This window comes from Methylotuvimicrobium sp. KM2, from assembly GCF_038051925.1.
Lineage (GTDB): Bacteria > Pseudomonadota > Gammaproteobacteria > Methylococcales > Methylomonadaceae > Methylotuvimicrobium.
In genome coordinates, this window is record NZ_CP150634.1 from 3,296,112 (window position 1) to 3,316,116 (window position 20,005).

General features: G+C 48.2%; 15 protein-coding genes. 7 read left to right on the plus strand and 8 right to left on the minus strand.

Features of this window, described 5'->3' with window-relative positions; genetic code table 11:
- Positions 1–18 precede the first annotated feature (18 nt).
- Positions 19–2,466 (plus strand): cation:proton antiporter, encoded by a 2,448-nt coding sequence (locus WJM45_RS13765; RefSeq protein WP_341325663.1) that lies wholly within the window; start codon positions 19–21, stop codon positions 2,464–2,466.
- 317 nt (positions 2,467–2,783) lie between these two features.
- Here the strand turns inward: WJM45_RS13765 and WJM45_RS13770 are convergent, their stop codons facing one another.
- The 5 genes from WJM45_RS13770 to WJM45_RS13790 form a co-directional block, all read right to left on the minus strand.
- Positions 2,784–4,283 carry a GTPase gene (locus WJM45_RS13770; RefSeq protein WP_341325664.1) on the minus strand — a complete coding sequence of 500 codons (1,500 nt, stop codon included), beginning with the start codon at positions 4,281–4,283 and terminating at the stop codon, positions 2,784–2,786.
- Between the two features lie 2 nt (positions 4,284–4,285).
- A complete protein-coding gene (locus WJM45_RS13775; RefSeq protein WP_341325665.1) occupies positions 4,286–5,503 on the minus strand; it encodes a DUF697 domain-containing protein in 1,218 nt (405 codons plus the stop codon).
- 873 nt (positions 5,504–6,376) lie between these two features.
- Positions 6,377–7,393, minus strand: coding sequence for an IS110 family transposase (locus tag WJM45_RS13780; RefSeq protein WP_341325532.1), 1,017 nt, complete (start codon positions 7,391–7,393; stop codon positions 6,377–6,379).
- A gap of 257 nt (positions 7,394–7,650) precedes the next feature.
- Positions 7,651–9,582 carry a TonB-dependent receptor gene (locus WJM45_RS13785; protein ID WP_341325666.1) on the minus strand — a complete coding sequence of 644 codons (1,932 nt, stop codon included), beginning with the start codon at positions 9,580–9,582 and terminating at the stop codon, positions 7,651–7,653.
- 3 nt (positions 9,583–9,585) lie between these two features.
- Positions 9,586–9,969: a Plug domain-containing protein gene (locus WJM45_RS13790; RefSeq protein ID WP_341325667.1), complete on the minus strand. Its 384-nt coding sequence runs from the start codon at positions 9,967–9,969 to the stop codon at positions 9,586–9,588.
- Between the two features lie 217 nt (positions 9,970–10,186).
- Between WJM45_RS13790 and WJM45_RS13795 the strand changes: the two genes are divergently transcribed.
- The 3 genes from WJM45_RS13795 to WJM45_RS13805 all read left to right on the plus strand — a co-directional run bounded on the left by WJM45_RS13795 (position 10,187) and on the right by WJM45_RS13805 (position 12,227).
- Entirely contained in the window at positions 10,187–11,134 is a 948-nt protein-coding gene (locus WJM45_RS13795) for a ZIP family metal transporter (protein WP_341325668.1), read from the plus strand.
- Between the two features lie 49 nt (positions 11,135–11,183).
- A complete protein-coding gene (locus WJM45_RS13800) occupies positions 11,184–11,843 on the plus strand; it encodes a TMEM165/GDT1 family protein (RefSeq protein ID WP_341325669.1) in 660 nt (219 codons plus the stop codon).
- Between the two features lie 189 nt (positions 11,844–12,032).
- Positions 12,033–12,227 carry a hypothetical protein gene (locus tag WJM45_RS13805; protein ID WP_017842585.1) on the plus strand — a complete coding sequence of 65 codons (195 nt, stop codon included), beginning with the start codon at positions 12,033–12,035 and terminating at the stop codon, positions 12,225–12,227.
- A gap of 89 nt (positions 12,228–12,316) precedes the next feature.
- On the opposite strand, the gene WJM45_RS13810 is transcribed toward WJM45_RS13805, so the two are convergent.
- Entirely contained in the window at positions 12,317–12,451 is a 135-nt protein-coding gene (locus tag WJM45_RS13810; RefSeq protein WP_341325670.1) for a hypothetical protein, read from the minus strand.
- A gap of 94 nt (positions 12,452–12,545) precedes the next feature.
- Between WJM45_RS13810 and WJM45_RS13815 the strand changes: the two genes are divergently transcribed.
- The 3 genes from WJM45_RS13815 to WJM45_RS13825 all read left to right on the plus strand — a co-directional run bounded on the left by WJM45_RS13815 (position 12,546) and on the right by WJM45_RS13825 (position 16,332).
- Entirely contained in the window at positions 12,546–13,718 is a 1,173-nt protein-coding gene (locus WJM45_RS13815; protein ID WP_341325671.1) for an EAL domain-containing protein, read from the plus strand.
- Between the two features lie 582 nt (positions 13,719–14,300).
- Positions 14,301–15,125, plus strand: coding sequence for an HAD-IIB family hydrolase (locus WJM45_RS13820; RefSeq protein WP_341325672.1), 825 nt, complete (start codon positions 14,301–14,303; stop codon positions 15,123–15,125).
- On the plus strand, positions 15,118–16,332 hold the full coding sequence (locus WJM45_RS13825) for a glycosyl transferase (RefSeq protein ID WP_341325673.1): 1,215 nt from the start codon (positions 15,118–15,120) through the stop codon (positions 16,330–16,332). The genes WJM45_RS13820 and WJM45_RS13825 overlap by 8 nt, the downstream gene beginning before the upstream one ends.
- A 467-nt stretch (positions 16,333–16,799) precedes the next feature.
- Here the strand turns inward: WJM45_RS13825 and WJM45_RS13830 are convergent, their stop codons facing one another.
- Together WJM45_RS13830 and WJM45_RS13835 are read right to left on the minus strand one after the other, a co-directional pair.
- Positions 16,800–18,974, minus strand: coding sequence for a bifunctional diguanylate cyclase/phosphodiesterase (locus WJM45_RS13830; RefSeq protein WP_341325674.1), 2,175 nt, complete (start codon positions 18,972–18,974; stop codon positions 16,800–16,802).
- Positions 18,964–19,746 carry an MBL fold metallo-hydrolase gene (locus tag WJM45_RS13835; protein WP_341325675.1) on the minus strand — a complete coding sequence of 261 codons (783 nt, stop codon included), beginning with the start codon at positions 19,744–19,746 and terminating at the stop codon, positions 18,964–18,966. The genes WJM45_RS13830 and WJM45_RS13835 overlap by 11 nt, the downstream gene beginning before the upstream one ends.
- Positions 19,747–20,005 lie beyond the last annotated feature (259 nt).

The following is a 20,005-nucleotide window of genomic DNA, read 5'->3' on the forward strand; positions in this document are numbered from 1 at the left end:
AGGCCACCGCCGACAGATATGCCGCTTTCCGAGACCTTATTCATCATCCTGCAGCTGTTGATACTGGCCTTACTGCTTTCCGGCTTGTGTCGCCATTTACCGCTCCCTTATACCATCCTTTTGGTCGTAACTGGGGTATCGATCAATTTATTGGCCACGGTCACGCCTTTCGCTCTGATTCCAAGCGGTTTTCATCTCAGCGACGAACTGGTTCTATTCATATTTCATCCGGCGCTTATCTTCGTTTCCGCTCTAAGTCTTGATGCACGCACGCTTATCAAGGACTTACTTCCTATTTTGGTCATGGCCATACCGGGCATGCTGATCTCTGCGTTGTTGGTCGCGACAGGCCTCAATTCTTTCTTTTATCTCGACTTCATATTGGCTTTCTTGTTCGGCGCGATAATTTCCGCTACCGATCCTGTTGCGGTTATTGCACTGTTCAAGGAGTTGGGAGTTTCGAAACGCCTTACTGTCCTGGTCGAAGGCGAATCGTTATTTAATGACGCTACCGCGATCGTACTTTTCAATATCGTACTTGGCGCCGTGATTCACGGCGAGTCGGCGCTGATGGACGCGCCGACGATGATTTATTATTTCACTGAACACTTCCTGCTCGGTGCGCTAATAGGCACTCTGATCGGCTTGCTCATCAGCGAACTGATGGTCAGGATGTATCACGGTCAACAGAGTTTCGTCGTAGTCGCCTCGATCGTCGCGGCCTATTTGAGCTTCATCGTCGCGGAACATAACTTCCATGCCTCGGGCATCATGTCGGTACTGGCAACCGCACTTTGTATCAAAGGTGTCGCGATGCCTCGGCTTTCCGGAGAATCGACCCACCATATCGAAGCCGGTTGGGATTCCATCGCGCTGGTTTTGAATTCGTTATTATTTTTATTGATCGGCTTGACCGTCGATATCCTTGCATTCGCGATACATTGGCAACAATTGATCTGGGTACTCCTGGCGATATTCGCCGCGCGCATGATTAGCGTCTATGGTTTGATACCAATGACTACGAGCCTATTCAGCTTACCGGCAATCAACCTGAATAGCCGCCATATGATGTGGTGGGGTTGCTCAAAGGGAACCATCGCCATCGCGATGGCGCTTGCGATTCCCGATACTGTCGTCGATAAAGGTCTGCTCTTAGAACTGACGCTCGGCATGGTATTGATCAGCTTAGTAATGAGCGGCCCGACGCTCAAACCCCTGATGCGCGCACTCAAAATCGATCGCTTGAACAATGACGAATGGCTCGAATTACAAGAAGGCATGGAGCAAATAACCACATCGGTCAACGACTGCCTACACTCGTTTTCGAGGCTGCATTTGCTCGAGAGCGATATGCAAGATTCGGTGTTGCAATCGCTTAACAGAAAAATCGCACCGACGCATGCGACGTTGACGGAAGCCCAGCAACTTAGACAAATTCATTTACATGCACTCAATGTCGAAGAAAGGGAATTGCAACGACTCCATGAAATCGGCTTGGTCAATTATTATACTTATCTAAATTTCAAGGATATTCTCCGCAAAGACAAAGCCAAAAGCATTGACGAGATGATTCGTTTCAATAGAAACCAGGATAACGCAAACCCTTTCTTGCGTTTTGAAATGTCGATAATCAAATTTTTAAGCGAATACGAATGGACGCTCAACTGGTTGATTCGCTATCAAAAAATTCGTTTTGCCAACTTAATACGCCATGATCTGGCCGGGGTTTTGATGGCTCACGAAGCGCTGTTGGCGCTGAAGCAAGTAGAGCCCCATTTTCATAGCGACAAGCTCAATATCACCAGAAAAATTTATCGGCAACGTTTGGAAAGAAGGCAAGGGCGGCTCAAAAAACTGGGCAATGAATTCCACGACTTTTATTATCAATTCGAATACCGCCTATTTCAAGAAGTCGCGCTCCGTTACTCGTTGAAGCTGATTACGGAGGACTTTGAGCATGGCAAATTGTCCGAAAAGATTTATCGGCGCCTGGAAAAACGTCTGGATGAAGCTTTGAAACAATTACCGGACCTAGCGCCGGAGTTGAGCCTTGCCAAACGCGACGATTGGCTGGATAACGTACCGATTTTTAGCGGCTTGCCTCGCAACGTACTAAAAAAACTCGCGAAAAACGCACATTATGTCAGCTTTCTTCCAAACGATACGATTTTTAACGAAAACGATCGGGGCGATTCGATCTATATCTTGGTTAACGGCGTAGTCAACGTTTTTCAAAATACCGGCCCCAATCAGCGCGTACATATCGCCGAACTGCGCAAAGGCAGTTTCATCGGCCGGCACGCCCTTTACGATCGTGCCGTAAGAACCGCGACGGTCAGGGCCAAAACATACGTCACGCTACTCCGGCTCACGACTCAAGACATCAAGAGCTTATCCAAAGCCCTGCCGGAACTTAATCAACGCCTACAAGAAACCGATATCAACCGTTACCCGAACAACACTTAACCCAAACGAAACCGCTAGCCTTCATTCCTTTCTTTCATCTTTTATCTTTCATCTTTCCGCTTAAATATGCATTCCCACGCTGGAGCGGTGGGAACGAGAAATCTTGCCCCATGTGGCTTCGATTCCGTTTATTGTCACTCAAGCTTACCGACTCTCCCTCACCTAGCATGTAGCCCCTATGCAGCGAAGCGGAATACGGGAACGGCATGGCTTCGAACTTCCCGGATTGCGCTACGCTCCATCCGGGCTACGCTGCCCCTTTCATCTTTCCCCTTTCCCCTTTCCCCTTTCCCCTTTCCCCTTTCCCCTTTCCCCTTTCATCTTTCCCCTTTTTTTATCTTCTTAACGCGCTCAACAGCAATCCGTCCCGCATTAGCCAATTGCTTGCGCAACATACCCCATTTCTCCTTATCCTTGGCTGCTATCAGGCATCGTAAATACTGAGCACGCAGGCTCTCCGGTAATTTCTCGGCAATGCCCGTCCAAACCGCTTCAATGTTGTACACGGAACGCTCTTTTAAACAAACCGGAAGACAATCTTCGAGTGGAACCGTTAATGTCTCGCTAATATATGCCAATGCCTCGCGAATCGATTGCTCCTTGGCATTTTGCGGATGACTTACGTCATAAGGCGGTTGCCACTCGCGTAGCGGACGCAGCTGATCGATGTGCGAAACAATCAGCAATATCGGCGGCTGCCTTCGCTCTAGGCGGTCGTCGAACCAAGTTCGCATCGCACTCAAAAATTCGGCATCGGCTTCGTGCCCTGCCTGGGTTGCCGAACATACCAATACAATCAAATCGAATTCGCCGAAAGCCTGCTCGGGATTTTCCTCGAACCAGCGCTCTTGGTCACCATAGCCTGGGCTGTCGACGATAACGACATCGCCGGTACCTTCATGCTGCAAACGGTAAACGGTCAACGCGCCGGTCAACGGCAAAACATCGGTCGGCGCCCTTAATTCGCCGAATAAGGCATTGACCAGACTCGATTTACCGGTTTTGAGCTGGCCGGCAACCAAAATTCGTAGCGGCCGCTTCGTCATTTCCATCGACTCAAGCGTGGGTTCCGATTCGGCAAAATCGATCTGCGGCGGAATCGCTTGCCCGCTATACATCGCGATCGCGTAATAACCGATTTTTTTAATCAATGTTTGCAGCAACCAGCGCTCGATCATGCCTTTCGGGTATGCCGAAGCCTTACCGGCAAAAAATTGACCCAATTCGCGCGGAATTGAAGCAATCGGACTCAATAACAATTTACCGACGCGATAGGCTATGTGTCCGCTTGCCAAACGATCCTTCCAGCGCCAAAGTTCCAGACCGTTACCGACCGTCAATAAATGACTGAACGGTACTTTTTCGTCGAGCATTTGCCGCATGTCCCGGCACACCTGCTCGGCAATGTAGAGAATGTTTCGCAATGGCACATCGAGTTCGGCCCGCTCGTGTTTCGGCGAATAATGACGCGCCACCTCGACCGTGACGCGTTTGGCCAGTTCCAGTATGCGCAAACTATCGGTCAACGGATACTCTTTCGGATCGATTTGTTCGGCCATTTTATCGAGCTTGGCCCAAATCTCGGTCGCGGCCGGCGGCCAAGCATCATCGGGTTTTACGACAGGCAATGCCAATAGCCCCTGACGTTTGCGCAAACCTCGAATCATCAGCCACGCCAACGCATACACAACACAAAACCCGGCAACCGCTTCAGTCAAATAAATGCTTTGCCAAAGCCAATAAATACCTGCGGCAACGAGCGCCAACCATGGCAGAACCAACAGAAAAGCCGATATTGACAGCAACGCTTTACGCATGATTAACCTTCACGTTTCATTGTTTCGCGCAACATTTCACGGCCGCGCGCGAATTCGGTCTTGAATACTTCGCGTAAGGATTCCGGAGTCAGCGCTTTGCCCCGTTTGGTTTGCGCGAAATAAAAACACAACGTCTGACCGAGGGCATAGGTCACCGCTGCGGTATAAAGACCCGAAACGCCTAGCGCGACGGTTTGCCCATAAACGGGAATCAATTTCAAAAGCTCGCGTCCGCCCATACCGGCCATGACGCCAATGCCGATTGCACTGCCGATTTCGCTGAGACTTTGCTTACTCAGCTCCAGCCCATAAACATTGGCGATACTATGAAACAATTTCGCCTGAATCGCGATCACGGTCGCAATACTCGCGGCCGGCACCGGAATGGCGGCGGCGATACCGGCCGATAACGAGTAACTGATAATATGCGGATGCGCCGCACGCCTGTATACATCGCTAATCATACCAATTTGTTGATGCTGTTCGAGCATGTCGCGCAAACCGAGCGGCAACGCTTCTTCTAACGCTTGCCATAAAGCTTCTGCACCATAATCAACAGGCTCGAAACCGTCTTCCGGCAAGGTAAAATCTATCGGAATGAACACGGCATCGATACCGGCAAACGTGTCGCGTTGCTTTAATAACGAAGTGCGCAAATCGGGCGGTATCGAACCGGCAATTTTGCCGTCGCTAAACGGGTAAGGGTGAATATGCGGCATCGCGGGATTCGGGTAACCTTCATGGAGCGAAGTTTGCGCCACTATGATAGGCCAGCGAGGATGCGCCAGATGAATTTGTTTGACCGCGCTGACAACGCTTTGCTGTTGGTGATCCATTACCTTGACCACGACGATCAGTAAATGAGCCTGACTTGCGCTCCAATGCATATCCTCGGTAGGATCGTAACCGACCTCCGACAAACCGCGCGTATCGAGGAATCGAACAAACGCCGTTTCCGGATCGGGAAAATCATAAAGCATGGCCGTGCGCGTACAAGGCCGAAAGCCGTTACCGATTTCGGCAGAAGTCGAGCCGGTCAGCACTCGAATTATCGAGCTTTTGCCGCTTTGCGTCTTGCCTAGCAACCAAATCACCGGCGGCGGCAAACACTGCCGAATCTCTTGAAGCTTTTCTTGCAGCAAGGCATCGGGAATCTGCGGGTCGAAGATTTGTTCGATCCAGTTTTTCCAATTGGCAAAAGGATTAGACAATCCAGGCATCACAACCTCGTCATCGGTGGCGGTCCGCCTAGATTAGTGAATTTTTTCAAGCGCGCCAAGACTTTTCACGAAAGCTAAATACGCCCAGGCTTGACGGCGGCCTTTCCTGCCGCTTATGCTCGCCAATCGAGCAAGGGAACCTATCTAACCGATACTTTTCACACTTCAAATTTCGATGGACGGATGTATACCCATATATGGACTCCTCGTTTATTGCAAGCCAAGTTTTCAAAAAATGATGTCAAAACAGAGATCAAGATTGCTGCCATATATTCGGTCTCTCAACAGAGGCTTTATTGCCTCAGGACTCCTGATGAATCTATCCGCGCGCTTATTCCTCAACCATCGTAACGGTTTCTTAAGAACCTATGGGTATAACGGGTTGTAAAAGCACCGGTCTGACCTGTTGTTGTCATCACTGATTGTCTACTTGCCTCCGCAATCTTGTGTACTCGGTTAAATCAATCTCACTCATCAGGGTTATCCACGCTTTGTCCATATATGGACTCCTCGTTTATTGCAAGCCAAGTTTTCAAAAAATGATGTCAAAACAGAGATCAAGATTGCTGCCATATATTCGGTCTCTCAACAGAGGCTTTATTGCCTCAGGACTCCTGATGAATCTATCCGCGCGCTTATTCCTCAACCATCGTAACGGTTTCTTAAGAACCTATGGGTATAACGGGTTGTAAAAGCACCGGTCTGACCTGTTGTTGTCATCACTGATTGTCTACTTGCCTCCGCAATCTTGTGTACTCGGTTAAATCAATCTCACTCATCAGGGTTATCCACGCTTTGTCCACGGGCTCCGAGCTCTCTTCTCTAGCTGGGAGCCGGTGGGCAAAGGGTGGATAACCCGGCCCAATGCCCGCGTTAGGCAGGCGCCCCTTGATAAGCTTCATTTTTCGTGGTCATTGCCCACAAGATGCGGGCGTTTTTGTTGGCCAGGGCAACCGCGGCCTTGTTAAAGCCGCGTCGCTCGACCAGCGACTGCAGCCACTGGCTGAGTTGATCTGTTTTGCCAGCACAGTTTTTGACCACCGCGCGTGCACCATGAATTAAGTTGGTTCGGATATAACGATTACCCCGTTTACTGATCCCCAGATAGCGGGGTTTATCGCCGCTGCTATGCTGCCCGGGAACCAGGCCCAGACTCGCCGCATAATCTCGGCTACTGGTATAGCCTTTGCCGTCCCCGATATCAGATGCCACAATCGTGGCGGTGATCGGACCCACCCCGGGAACATCCAGCATACGTCGGCTTAATGCATCGGCTTGACTGAGCCTGCCAAGCCGTTTGTCTTGCTCCTTAATCGCCTTATCCAATTCTCTTAACCGTTCGGCTTGCTCCGCAATCAGCTCTCGACACAGCGCTGTTAGTCCGTTCTCGGCATCTTCTAAAATATCAGGCAATTGTTTTCTGACTTGATCGACCCCTTTGTGAATGGCAATGCCGCGCTCCAGCAAGGCTCCACGAATCTGATTCACTACAGCAGTTCGTCGTTTGACCAGATCCTGGCGTAGATTATGAAGCAGTTGCATATCTTGCTGTACCTCGGTTTTGATCGACACCACCCGCTTATTGGGCCGGCCGACCGCATCAAAAATCGCTTGGGCATCGTTAAAATCATTCTTGTTGCCGACCAAGAAGCTCTTGACAAACTTCGCGTTCAATAACATCACTTCATGGCCCAGTTTAGTTAATTCTCTAGCCCAATAATGGCTACTGCCGCACGCCTCGATACCAATCGTGCTGACCGGATAATTGGCGAAGAAGGTCAAGACTTGCGCCCGTTTGAGTTTTTTCTTGATGACTTTATTATCCGCATTCAACGTATACAGATGAAAAATGTTCTTTGCGATATCTAAACCAATTACGCTAGTATTCATCTCGGACTCCTCTTGTTTTGTTTTTTACTAAGGTGCTATTTGACACCAACAGAGTGAGAGGAGTCCATATCATCATCGGAGATCAAAATTCGGCACAGGGGTGCCCGTCAAAGGCCCAACACCTAAATTCCATAGACCATTGGCTATGGTTAACTATCTTGGATAATTTAGGTGCTGGGTTCACGGCGCCCTGACAAGCGAGTTACCGAACCCGCTACAAAACTCATAGCTCCAGGACGTTATTTTTGGCTAGATACTTATATCGATAATCTCACACCTATCCAACCCGCTCTCGGCATTCCGGGCGAAACGAAACGTCTATCTTCGTAATTATCACCCAAAACTTCGTCGGCTTCGCCATAAACGCCGAATGAGCTGTAATTCACATCGAAAATATTGTCGACTCTTCCGAATAAAGCCAAATTCTCGGTGATTTTATATTCAGCCCTGCCGTTGAACAGCCAGTAACCGCCCAATTTAGCATGTTGATTGGCCTCATCCCCCCGGTAATACCGAGCACCGCTATAGACACCATCGATACCGAGCATTAATTTTTGCCACAAATCGACGCCGACCGAAGCCTTGAACATGTGCTCCGGTAGTCCCGGAATTCGGCGGCCTTTGTCGACCCAAACGCCATCCTCGTTATCCTCGTCAACCGGATCTTGAACCCTGAATCCGCTTAAAAACCGTGCGTTCAAATACGTGTAATTGGCCGAAAAATACCAATCGTCTATCGTACTGAATAGCTGCGGATAAGCGATCGAGCTACCGGCCTCTATGCCGTAACGCCGTGTCTTGCCGATATTACTGAAAAAACCTTCGCTGATGCTGTCGCCGCCGCGCTGAAAGATGATGTCATCGGAATTGATGGTATGGAAAAAGCCGAGATTCCATTTCAAGTCGCCTTTACCGAGCAATTCGTCCAGATCCCCCCGAAAGCCCCCTTCCCATGTCTTCGCAACGACTTGCGCCAACGGCGGATCGGCGACAAACGAGTTCGGTAGTTTACACGGCGCCTCGGGATCGGCGCAGCTGAGTTCCATCGGCGTCGGCGCCCTGGCCGATTCGCTGTAACTGCCGTACACGGTCAGATTGTCGAAAATACGGTACGTCAGGCCGGCTGACGGATTGAGCCGCTCGAACGTATGCGAGCCGTTCAAGTTTTTTTCCGCATCGGTGATATAACCGTCCGACATATTCATATGAATGTAGTTATAGCGTCCCGCAACCGTCGCGATCAGGTCGTCGGTGATCGAAAAGCTGTCGGACAAAAACACGCCGACCGCCGAAGTATCGGTATTCAAGCGCACTCTCGATTCATCGACTAGGATACCGCTACGCGTCGTACCGCGCGTTTCGGTCAACGCCCCCAATTCGGTATCCGATTGAAAATGCACTTCGGAATAATCGTAGCTGACGCCGACCGTCAGGTTATTCTTGTGGCCGAACAAGTCTTGGTCGAAAGCCGTCTGTATCGTGCCGCCGCGGCTGCGCATGTTGGTTTGACTGAAATTGTTGGTCGCACCCTCGACGCCGTCGGATGCGAGAACTTCGTTGCCATTGATATCGACGACACGCTCTTCTTCATCGCCTTCTTCTTCACACAAGAAACCGCCATTGACCGGGTCTTCACACGCTTCATAATCGCTGTCGTCGCCATTGAAGGTCTTGATCCGATTCTGCCTGAAATAAGCATTACCGCTGAGCACGATGTCGTCGGTCAGGTCGTACTTGCCTTCGAGTTCGGAAAAAAACATACGCGTGATCGTCTGATCCGGATGAGTAAAAATTGCGTTGCGATCTTCCTTCAGCAACTGCACCGGCACCGCACCATTGCCCAGCAACTTGTTGTCGTTCGCGCCGAGCGTCAAATCCAACGACCCCCTATCGCCGCGCCAACTCAATGTGCCGAACACTTGGTCGGCCTTGGTCGGGGAAAAATCGCGCCAGCCTTCTTCCTCGAAATGACGCAGATCGATGAAATAGCCGAACGAGCCGTTGTTCCAGCCGCTGGTCAATTCCTCCGAATGCCTGTCCCAAGAACCGCCATAAACTTCGAGCTCATGTTTCGGCGCGGAAAAACCGGTCTTGGTCTTGATCGAAATCGCGCCGCCCAAGCTGTTCAAACCGTAAACCGGATTCGACGGATACAATGCCATCGACTCGATCGCACCTTCCGGAATCAAATCTCAGTTCACGGTATCGCCGAACGGCTCGTTGAACCTGACGCCGTTGACATAGGTCGACAAGCCCTGTGGCAGACCCAACAACGGCGACGCGACGAAACCGCGATAATAGATATCCGGTTGCAGCGGATTGTTTTGCGCTTCGTTGACATGTACGCTGCCCATATAGCGGTTCAAATAGTCGGCCAACGAGATGCTTTGAGCTTTTTGCAAATCGTCGGCATGCACCGTCTGAACATGGGAGGGTATTTGATCGATCGGTACTTCGGAGCCTGGTATCGGCGATACGCCGACCACCTCGATCTTCTCCAACTCCATGACATTCTGTTCCGCTTGCGCCGCCGTAGCGCCCGAAAGACCAAGAATCGCAATCGCTATTTTTTTCATATTCCCTTCTTGATATTAATTAAGCTGCATATTATCGACGGTTGGTCAATTAAAAAATAGCCACTCTCAATAAAAAGGAAAATTTCCCGAATCCACTATTGCGCATCACCCCGTCCTACTTGCTCGAAATCTTATCCAAGTCTTGTATGTAAAACCCTTTAAAATAACGCTATTATTCTTACGATATTTTCAAAACCACTTAACCCGGGCCGCACTCATGACACAACCTACTTTCTCGACGACCATTCAAGATTATTTTTTTCGCCAATGGGAGACCATAATCTCGAGCGACCGCTATCGAAAAATCATGGCATTGCCTCCCGCCCAACGTTTGCTGACGTGGACAGGACTTTTTGCCGCTTCGCAAGTGGTCGTATTCGGAAGCCTCTATCTGATTTTCGGCGAAATTGTCGTGATCGGCTTTTTGTCCAGTATCCTGGCCGGCCTCGCTACCGGAGTAGGAGCCCTACCCGCCCTTTTCTTTACTGAAATATCGAAAAATCTATTTAATAGCCTTTTAGGCGCGGCTGCCGGTGTAATGCTGGCCGCTACCGCCTTTTCGCTGCTGGTGCCGAGCATCGACTACGGTAACCAAATTTGGCCCGGCAACGGGCTTTGGGTGGCATCTTTGGGAATGATGATCGGCGCATTGTTTCTCCATTTTGCCGACCGCAAACTGCCACATATTCATTTCGATAGCATTGCCGATCAACACCTAAACTCCTTGAATAAAATCTGGCTCTTTATCATTGCGATTACGATACATAATTTTCCGGAAGGCATGTCCGTCGGCGTGAGTTTCGGCTCGGGGGATATGAAAAACGGCATCATCCTGGCAACAGCGATTGCTCTGCAAAACATTCCGGAAGGTCTTGCCGTCGCATTACCGTTGGTCGGTCTGGGCTACAACAAATGGAAAGCGGTTGGCATCGCAACTTTAACCGGCCTGGTAGAACCGGTCGGCGGATTATTAGGCATCACGATGGTTACGATTTTTACGCCGGTTTTACCGATTGCAATGGGCTTCGCCGCCGGTGCAATGTTATTCGTCATCAGCGAGGAAATCATTCCCGAAACCCATTCCGAAGGCAGATCTAGGCACGCCACGTTTGCCTTGATGATCGGTTTCATTATCATGATGATTTTGGACAACTTACTCGGCTAATTTACTATTCACTGCTACCCACATTAAAAACCATTAATTTCAAAAAACCATGGATCCTATTCATCTACAGTGGCAACAAATTTCAAGCCTGCTTTTTTCCGATAATCTTGCCGAGTTTTCCACCGCTTCATTGACCTCTTTCGTATTGATTGCAGCCGCCGAAATCGGCGATAAAAGCCAGTTAGTCTGCATGACCTTGGCCGTCCGGCATCGCGCTTTACCGATTATTTTAGGCGCAATTGCAGCGTTTGCACTGTTAAATACCCTGGCGGTCATTTTCGGCGCAGCCATCGCAAAATGGCTGCCTGAATACATCGTGGCCGCATCCGTGGCCGTTTTATTTGCTCTATTCGGAGCGCATGCGCTCAGAGCTAACGAGGAAGAAGACACCGATGAAGTGATCAAAGAAAAAAGTGGACACGGAATTTTCTTCACGACCTTTTTTTTAATTACCGTCGCGGAATTCGGCGATAAAACACAATTGGCGGTCGCGGGATTGAGCAGCACCACCCTTCCCGCCGCCGTCTGGCTAGGCTCAACTGTCGCGCTGGCCATGACTTCCATTCTCGGAGTCTTGGCCGGTCGAACACTAATGAAAAAAATTCCGTTATCGACGCTTCATAGACTCAGCGGCATTATTTTTATAACACTTTCAATCGTCGCCGCTCATAAAGCCTATACCGCTTATACCGGCACTTTAAATCTCTAGCTTTTGATTCCCTTACCAAAATAAAAGTTTTTAATAATAGTTTTTGACATGTTTCTTCGATCATGTTAAAAATTGTCCCGTCGTGGAAATTCAATTTCGGCGAACAAGCTCTATAACTGACTTTTATAGAGTCCCCCTTTGAGGAGAAGGGGATTAATAACACTACTAAAATAACAAGAGGATAATAAAATGGCAGAAGCACAAGAAAAAGATACTTTTTGGCTGTGGATAGGCGCACTTATTCTTGGCACAGTAATCGGCGTATTCTTGCTGAAAGGCAGAGAAACCGAACATCTTGAAAGCAAAGCTGTCGGTCAAAGCGAAGCTCAAGTTCAAGCCGCAGAACAAAGAAGAAAAGCGGCTAAAAACGTTTTCGTAGAATAAAAACGTAAAAAAAGCCCTCCGCCCACAAGGCGGGGGGTTTTTTTATGCCTGGGATAAATAGCGCAACGCCATACCGCCCCACAAATCAACTACTCTGCATTTAATAAACTCTGCTTATTGAAGCAATCCTCCGCCGCACTACTTTTGCCCATCACCACCATTAAGCGCACCATTTCGGCAACAAAACACTTCATCTGTTTCCACGCATCTTTGCCAGCAATCATAAAAAATCGTCCACTACAATAAAAAAGGCATAACTATTGCTTGCTCATATTGGCTTTGCTAAAACCCCTTCTTGCAAACCTCATATATTCGGACATGGACTACAACCAATCTTTATTTCCTTATTTTCAACCCATTCTCGGTGCTGCCAGCGGCAACATAGTCGGCTACGAAGCCTTAGCCAGACGCCGCGACGAAAACCGCAGAATTGTGTCCGCCGGAGGGCTTTTTTCCGATCCCGATATCGCTAATACGGAACGCATCGAATACGACCGCGTCGTCAGACGCCTTGCACTCGAGAAGTTCACTCTTTTACCCGGCAATAGTTATCTTGCCATCAATATTTCAGCGGCATGGCTGGATTTACTCGATAACTTCCACGCCATCCCCACACTCCGCATGATCGATGAATTAAGAATCGATCAACAGCGCATTATCATTGAGATTACCGAAGCCCAAGGCGATCTACATAAACTCGCCGAAACAGTGAAAATTTACCGCAAAAACGGCTTAAAAGTTGCCATCGACGACTTCGGCACCGGTTTTTCGCAACTCGAAAGAGTGATGGCAATTAAACCGGACTTTATCAAATTGGACATGCGTCTATTCAAAATGGCAGTAAAAGGCGGCATCGCCAGCGATGTTGTTCATTTACTATCCAGACTCGGAAAGCTCAACGGTTGCAAAATTGTTTGCGAAGGCATCGAAACCGACGACGAATTTTTTTTCGGTCTACGTTGCGGCGCTCAATTCATGCAAGGCTTTCTATTTTCAGAGGCCGCACCGGACTTCGCCCCTACGGAAAAATACAGTCGCCATATCGCCTCGTTACGAAAAAAATTTCTACAGAAAACAGTTGAGACCGAACGAAAAAAAATCTCTCGGATTAATTTAATAAAAAACTTGATAGCGCAATTGCAAGATGCACTACAAAATGACTTCAACTTAAATGAACTCGCGGAACGACCTTTCGAAAAAAGCGGCGTCCTCCGATTCTATCTATGCGACAATCAAGGCACGCAAATTTCATCAAACTTTAATTTCAAACTCGGAAAATGGTTCGAAGACCCTAAGCAAATAGGCTTTAATTGGTCGTGGCGGCCTTATTTTTATCAGCTACTGGCCTTAGAACAAGCGGAGACCACCTCTCGCCCTGTCGCCTCATCCCGATACAAGGACTTTAACACCGATCAACTGTGTAAAACCCTGGCAATCCGGCTAGATAACGACCGCATCTTATTGGTCGACATTACCGCCGATTGGGATTAAGGATGGCTATGTATGCGTTAATAGCTGATACTTTTGAACTGAAAGCCAACATGAAAGCCAAGGATACAACTCTGAATAACTTTCCTTTATTCAATATCGCGCTAATGGTTGTAAGGAGGGTACGGTTGCTCGATTGACAGGTGTCGACGGCAGAGCAGATTTTTGCTCCTCGGCAATTGCTGAGTTACATGGATGTAATGAATGCAGAAAATGCAGGAGCATTTTTCTGCCCTGCATGGCCCCAATACACGCCATCCATGGCGTAATACAAAATCTGCATTCATGCCATCCTTGGCAATCAGTCGCCGCCGTCAAGCCTACATGGACGTATTTACCCAGCGCCTAAATTCCATAGCCTATTGTCCATGATTAATTGTCTTGGATAATTCATCCAGCACCTAAATAAGCCATGATTTTGAATCATTGCCAAAGACCTATGGAATTTAGGCGCTGGATTTAGGTGCCGGGCTTTTGACGAACACCCCGGTACCGAATTTTGATCTAAGGTGGGTATATCAATCGACTTTTAACCGATGCCCTCCATCTTCTCCTTCAGGAAATCCATGAAAACCAAGCACCATTATGCATCCTTATCTCATTTTTTCAGATCTTGACGGCACCTTATTGGGTCATGATTCTTACTCATTTGCACCATCTAAGGGCGTTCTAGCAAGAATCGCAGCCCATAAAATCCCGCTTATCCTAAATTCCAGCAAAACGCTGCCCGAAATCATTGATATTCGAATAACCCTCCACAATAACGACCCTTTTGTGGTCGAAAATGGGGCTGCCATCTATATTCCGGCTAATTTATTTAGCGAATATACGGCACCACTCACACCCGTTCGACTAGGCCCCGGTTACGAAGAAATCTTAGCCGTCTTGCAGACACTCAAAGCCGAGCATCAATTTCCTTTTACCGGATTTTCCGAGCTCAGCCTCGAAGCCGTCAGCAAACTGACCGGCTTAGCCTTGACCAAAGCGGCGATGGCCAAACAAAGAACCGGCTCGGAGCCGCTGCTTTGGCAAGGCGGCAATGCTGAATTAGCGCTATTCGAACAAGCCCTGGCAAAAAACGGACTAAAACTATTGAAAGGCGGTCGATTTTTTCATGCACAAGGACAAAATACCGATAAAGCCAAGGCCATGCATCAACTGATTGAGCTCTATCATCGAGACTATGGCATCGACTTTACCAGCATCGCCCTTGGCGATAGCCAAAATGACAGAGCCATGCTCGAGCAAGCAGACCTGGCTGCGGTCATTCGCAAAAAGTCAGGCACATCTCTTGCTCTAAATAAACCTGATGCGGAAGTCATCTATACTCAACATCAAGCCCCCGAAGGATGGCGCGAAGCGATGGAGGCTATTTTCAAACGTATCGACGGAGGAACCGACCATGAGTGATTTTTTTCAAAACGGTGCGATTACTACCTTACACCGCCTGCAACATAACCGACTGGCCGAAATGGAGAATGAATTACAGGCCTTTTCCAAAGAGAGGCCAATGGCGCTGGTATTGCCTTCGCTCTACTCGGAACTACAAGGCCCGGCACTGAATAACATTATCGAGCAAATACGAGAAATTCCTTATTTAAGCCAGATTGTCATCGGGTTGGACCGTGCCGACCGTAGCGAATTTAACCATGCTCGTGAATTTTTCAGCAAACTGCCGCAGCCCCATAAAATTCTTTGGAACGACGGGCCCAATTTGCAAGCGATCGATCGCCTGCTTGCCGAAGAAGGACTTGCGCCGATCGAGCCCGGTAAAGGGCGCAATGTCTGGTATTGTTACGGCTATGTTCTCGCCTCGCGCCAAGCGGAAGCGGTCGCGTTGCACGACTGCGACATATTGACCTATAACAGAGAACTGCCGGCCCGACTGTTTTATCCTGTCGCCAATCCCAGCTTTAATTATGAATTCTGCAAAGGCTATTATTATCGGGTCGCCGATAATAAACTAAACGGACGGGTCTGCCGTCTATTAGTCACGCCGTTGATCAGGGCGCTAAAACAAGTCATCGGCAATATGGATTATCTCAATTATTTGGACAGCTTTCGTTATGCCTTGTCCGGCGAGTTCGCCACTCGCGTCGATAGTCTCAAGGAAATTCGCATACCGAGCGATTGGGGACTGGAAATCGGCGTACTGTCCGAAATCTACCGGAATCATTCCAGCAATCATATCTGTCAAGTGGAAATTGCCGATGCTTACGATCACAAGCATCAAGAGCTATCGGAAGAAGATGCCAGCCGCGGATTATCCAGAATGAGCACCGACATCGCCAAGGCGATTTACCGCAAATTGGCAACGCAAGGCGTAATTTTTAACAAAGAAACGTTTCGAACCCTAAAAGCGACTTACTACCGAACCGCGCTCGATGCGATCGAAGCGTATTACAACGATGCCTGTATCAACGGATTGAAGCTGGATCGGCACCAGGAGGAAAAAACCGTCGAATTGTTTACTCGTAATATTATGCGCGCCGGCGATTCTTTTCTCGACAACCCAATGGAAACCCCATTCATGCCAAGCTGGAACCGAGTCATCAGTGCAGTCCCCGACATCATGCAGCGCTTGGACGAAGCCGTCGAAAAGGACAATACTCAGTAACCAAGAAGCCAGCCGTTTAAACTTCGATGAAGCGGAACGGAATAGCGATATAGTCGACTCCAGCTCATCCTATTCCACTGCGCTTCATCACAAAACGCCCGCCTATTCTTCTTCAACTTAGAATAAGAAGTTAATTCAATAGCTTGCCATGCCATTACAAAACAGCTTTGCTCTCCTGAAAGATGACTCAAAGTTTATGAATATCCTCTTGAAGATACAGCGTTTTCAACTTAAATGAGCGACTAACCATTAACAGCCTATGTCATCATTACCGCACTCCAGTCCCGCCATTGTTTTGATATTTTTTAGTCATTAACGGGATTTGAAAAACCTGTATTACTGCATTGAATTTATTGATTCAGTTCATCTGCGATATTGGGACAGCTTATAAAGCACTCAATTTTCTTCGCTTCATTATCTTCATGCCCTTCATGGTAATAAAAAAAAGCTATAAACATTGTGCTGCATCAGCACCCCGGCAAACTGTCGAGCGGCAAGCCGATATGAAATCCTTGTCCGAAATTAATCCCCATGTTTTTCAATAAATCAAAGATTTCCTCGGACTCGACAAACTCGCCGATTGTCATAATATCGAGCTCCTGACACAAATTCGACAAATTGCGCACCAGCGCCCGGTCGATCTTGGAATTGACGATATTGCGCACGAAAGCGCCGTCGATCTTGACATATTCGAAGCGTAATTCGCGCAAATAATGAAACGAATTATAACCGCTCCCGAAATCGTCCAAAGCAAATGCAAATCCCTTTTTGCGTAAATTGGTTAGAAACTTCCCCATATGCGTAATATCGCCGATTGCGTCGCGCTCAAGAATTTCGAACACGATACTGCTCGGCGGCACCTCCAATTGCGCACATAACTCCTCCGCATAGCCTAAAATACCGCGGCCTTGAATTTCCTGAGCCGATAAGTTGATAAACAAGCGTTTCGGCTGGCCCTGCGCCTGCATGATGGCTTTATTGACCTCGACAACCTTACGCACCATTATCCGGTCCAACTCACGGCCCAAACCGTATTTTTCGATCGTTTCAATGAATTGACCGGCGGCTGTAATTCTGCCATCGGTCTCAATTAAACGAGCAACCGACTCATACGCAAAGACTTCACCCGTTTTGCAATCGACAATCGGCTGAAAATAAGGCTGGATGCGTTCTTCTCGTAGCGCCAATCGCAAGTCTTCGACAAACGAACGGCTATCGCGCATGATTTGCGTCAAATGCGCGGCCGCATCGAATTCGCAAACTTCGTTCTTACCCAAGCCCTTGGCTTTATACAACGCCACATCGACGCCCGACATCAAATCCTCGACAGTCTGCATGTCACGAGGATAACTAATGATACCGACCGATGTCGTAATATGAAAATCCTTTCCGGTCGGCGTTTTGAACGCAATACTTTGCAAATTGGCCCGGATCGACTCGGCCGCGACCTTAGCGCCTTCCGGCGATGTTTCCGGCAAAATGATTGCGAATTCATCGCCGCCCATACGCGTTGCAATATCGCCCTTACGCATATGAGAGGTAATCGATTCGGCGATTATTTTCAACACCCCATCGCCTAATGGATGCCCGTACGAGTCGTTGATATCCTTAAAATCGTCAAGATCAAGCAACAACACCGAAAACTGATGCTTATGCCTTTCCGATCGCCCGATCTCGTATTCCAGCATATCGTTGAAATAACGACGATTATGAATCCCGGTCAAAGGATCATGTATCGAATAATATTCCAATTCGGACAGAGTTCGACTCAATACTTTACTAGACCCGACCACCATCACCATTACCGACAACAAAGAGCGAACGATTGCTTGCTCTTGGGTTGTCAAAGTATTGACCGATGCATAGGCAATGCCTAAAAGCCCATCCAGACCGTAAGCCTGGTCAGGGACCGGCACGGTAATCATCTTGATATCGCAGACATCGATTAAATTAACCTCGCAAGGAATCTCATACTCTTCGATATCGAGCAGCGCATTCTCCGGCAGCCCGAGTTGACTTAGCATGTCCTTGGCAAGGCGGCCGCGAACTTCTTGTTTTGCCGCATCGGAGTAGTTCCCCATGTAATAAAAATACAAGGACAAGCCATGCTCTTCGGCAAACGCGATAAAGAAAAAATTAAACGGAAAAATTTCATGAAAACCGATCAGGATCTCCTGAACAAACTCCTTCCATTGAGATACCTTCTCATGCGAAAAGATAATATTTTCCAGCACTTGGCTCTGTCGTTCGAGCAGGCCCTTTTCAACCAACACCGAAGCCAAATAAGAAGTGGTATCACCCAATTCGTCGACTACCGATTTCAAATATTTTCCGTTTTTATACCATTGCCGCTGCCTTTCATCGACCAGTTTTTCGAAAGCCATGTCAAGGCTTTGACAATCCGTGATCGCTTTACGGAACATCGCGACAGTCACCGGATCGTCGATACGCGCCAGGACTTGTTCAAAATTTTCTAAAATCTCGCCATGGACACGACGCACCAAAGCACTGATTGAAGATGCGAAACTTCGAGTTCGCGTTTGACTTTCAAGAAGCGAAAAAAGCTGGTTCATCAAGCGTACACGCAAATCCTCGATATGATCGGGATAAGCAGACGCTCCTTTACCAGAATCATGACGCATTTCGGCTCTCCATCTCGAAATGCCCGCTTCTGGTCATTAAATCGACACCGCATTGAAGCGTTTTAAACCAATTCAAAAAATCTGCTACGGCCCGCCCTCGATAAACCGGCCCATGCTGAGGAGCCAGCATCTCGATATCCAAAGCCGATACGGCATCGACCCAAAGACGCGCGGCTTTGTTGGAAACCATATAGCGGCGGTGGAATCCTTCTATGTAAGGTAAGTGCGCGGCAAAATCGTCGACGAATTCATATTCGACATCGACAGGCAACATCGCCGCACCAATATCGCCGGTGAACAACACTTTGGCTATAGGGTCGTATACATTAATCTGACCCTCTGAATGCAAGAAATGCGCGGGAACCAATTGCAATACAAAATCTTCAGCAAAGCGGCACTGCTTTCCCGCATCCGGAACCCCAACAAATTGAGCCATGCTGGCAATACCATAGTGCGGCAAAAAGCGGAGCCAGATGCTGGACACATATACGGGAGCATCGGTTAGCTCCAACCAAGTAGACAAGCCGCCGACGATATCGGGGTCTTGATGCGACAAAATAATCGCTTTGATTTGTTCGGTCTTAATGTAGCGCAACAATTCCGTGAGCACACTCGGCATCACTCCGAACCCGCCCGGATCAAGCAAAACGCCATTATCGCCATGCACGACGAGATATTGATTGGAACGAATCCCCTCCTCCTCGCCGGGTTCGCTTTCATTCAATAGTACGAATTTATGTACACTCGAATCGAACAATTTAATATTACGCATAAATTTTTTCTCCTATTTTATAGTTTACTAATTTCCATTATCACAATCAGCATGCAGAAACTTTGCATTACATATCAAAGCTATAAAGAATCCATGCAAAAACCCGCACACCAACTTTGCCGGCATCAAAACTCTACCCAATAACCTTATGGATAACAAGGATAAAAACCGCAGCATCAAACGCCTCATTCAAACCGAAACTTTCTTAAAAAAAACCAACCCGCAACCTTAATGCACCCTTGACTACGAATGCAATGCG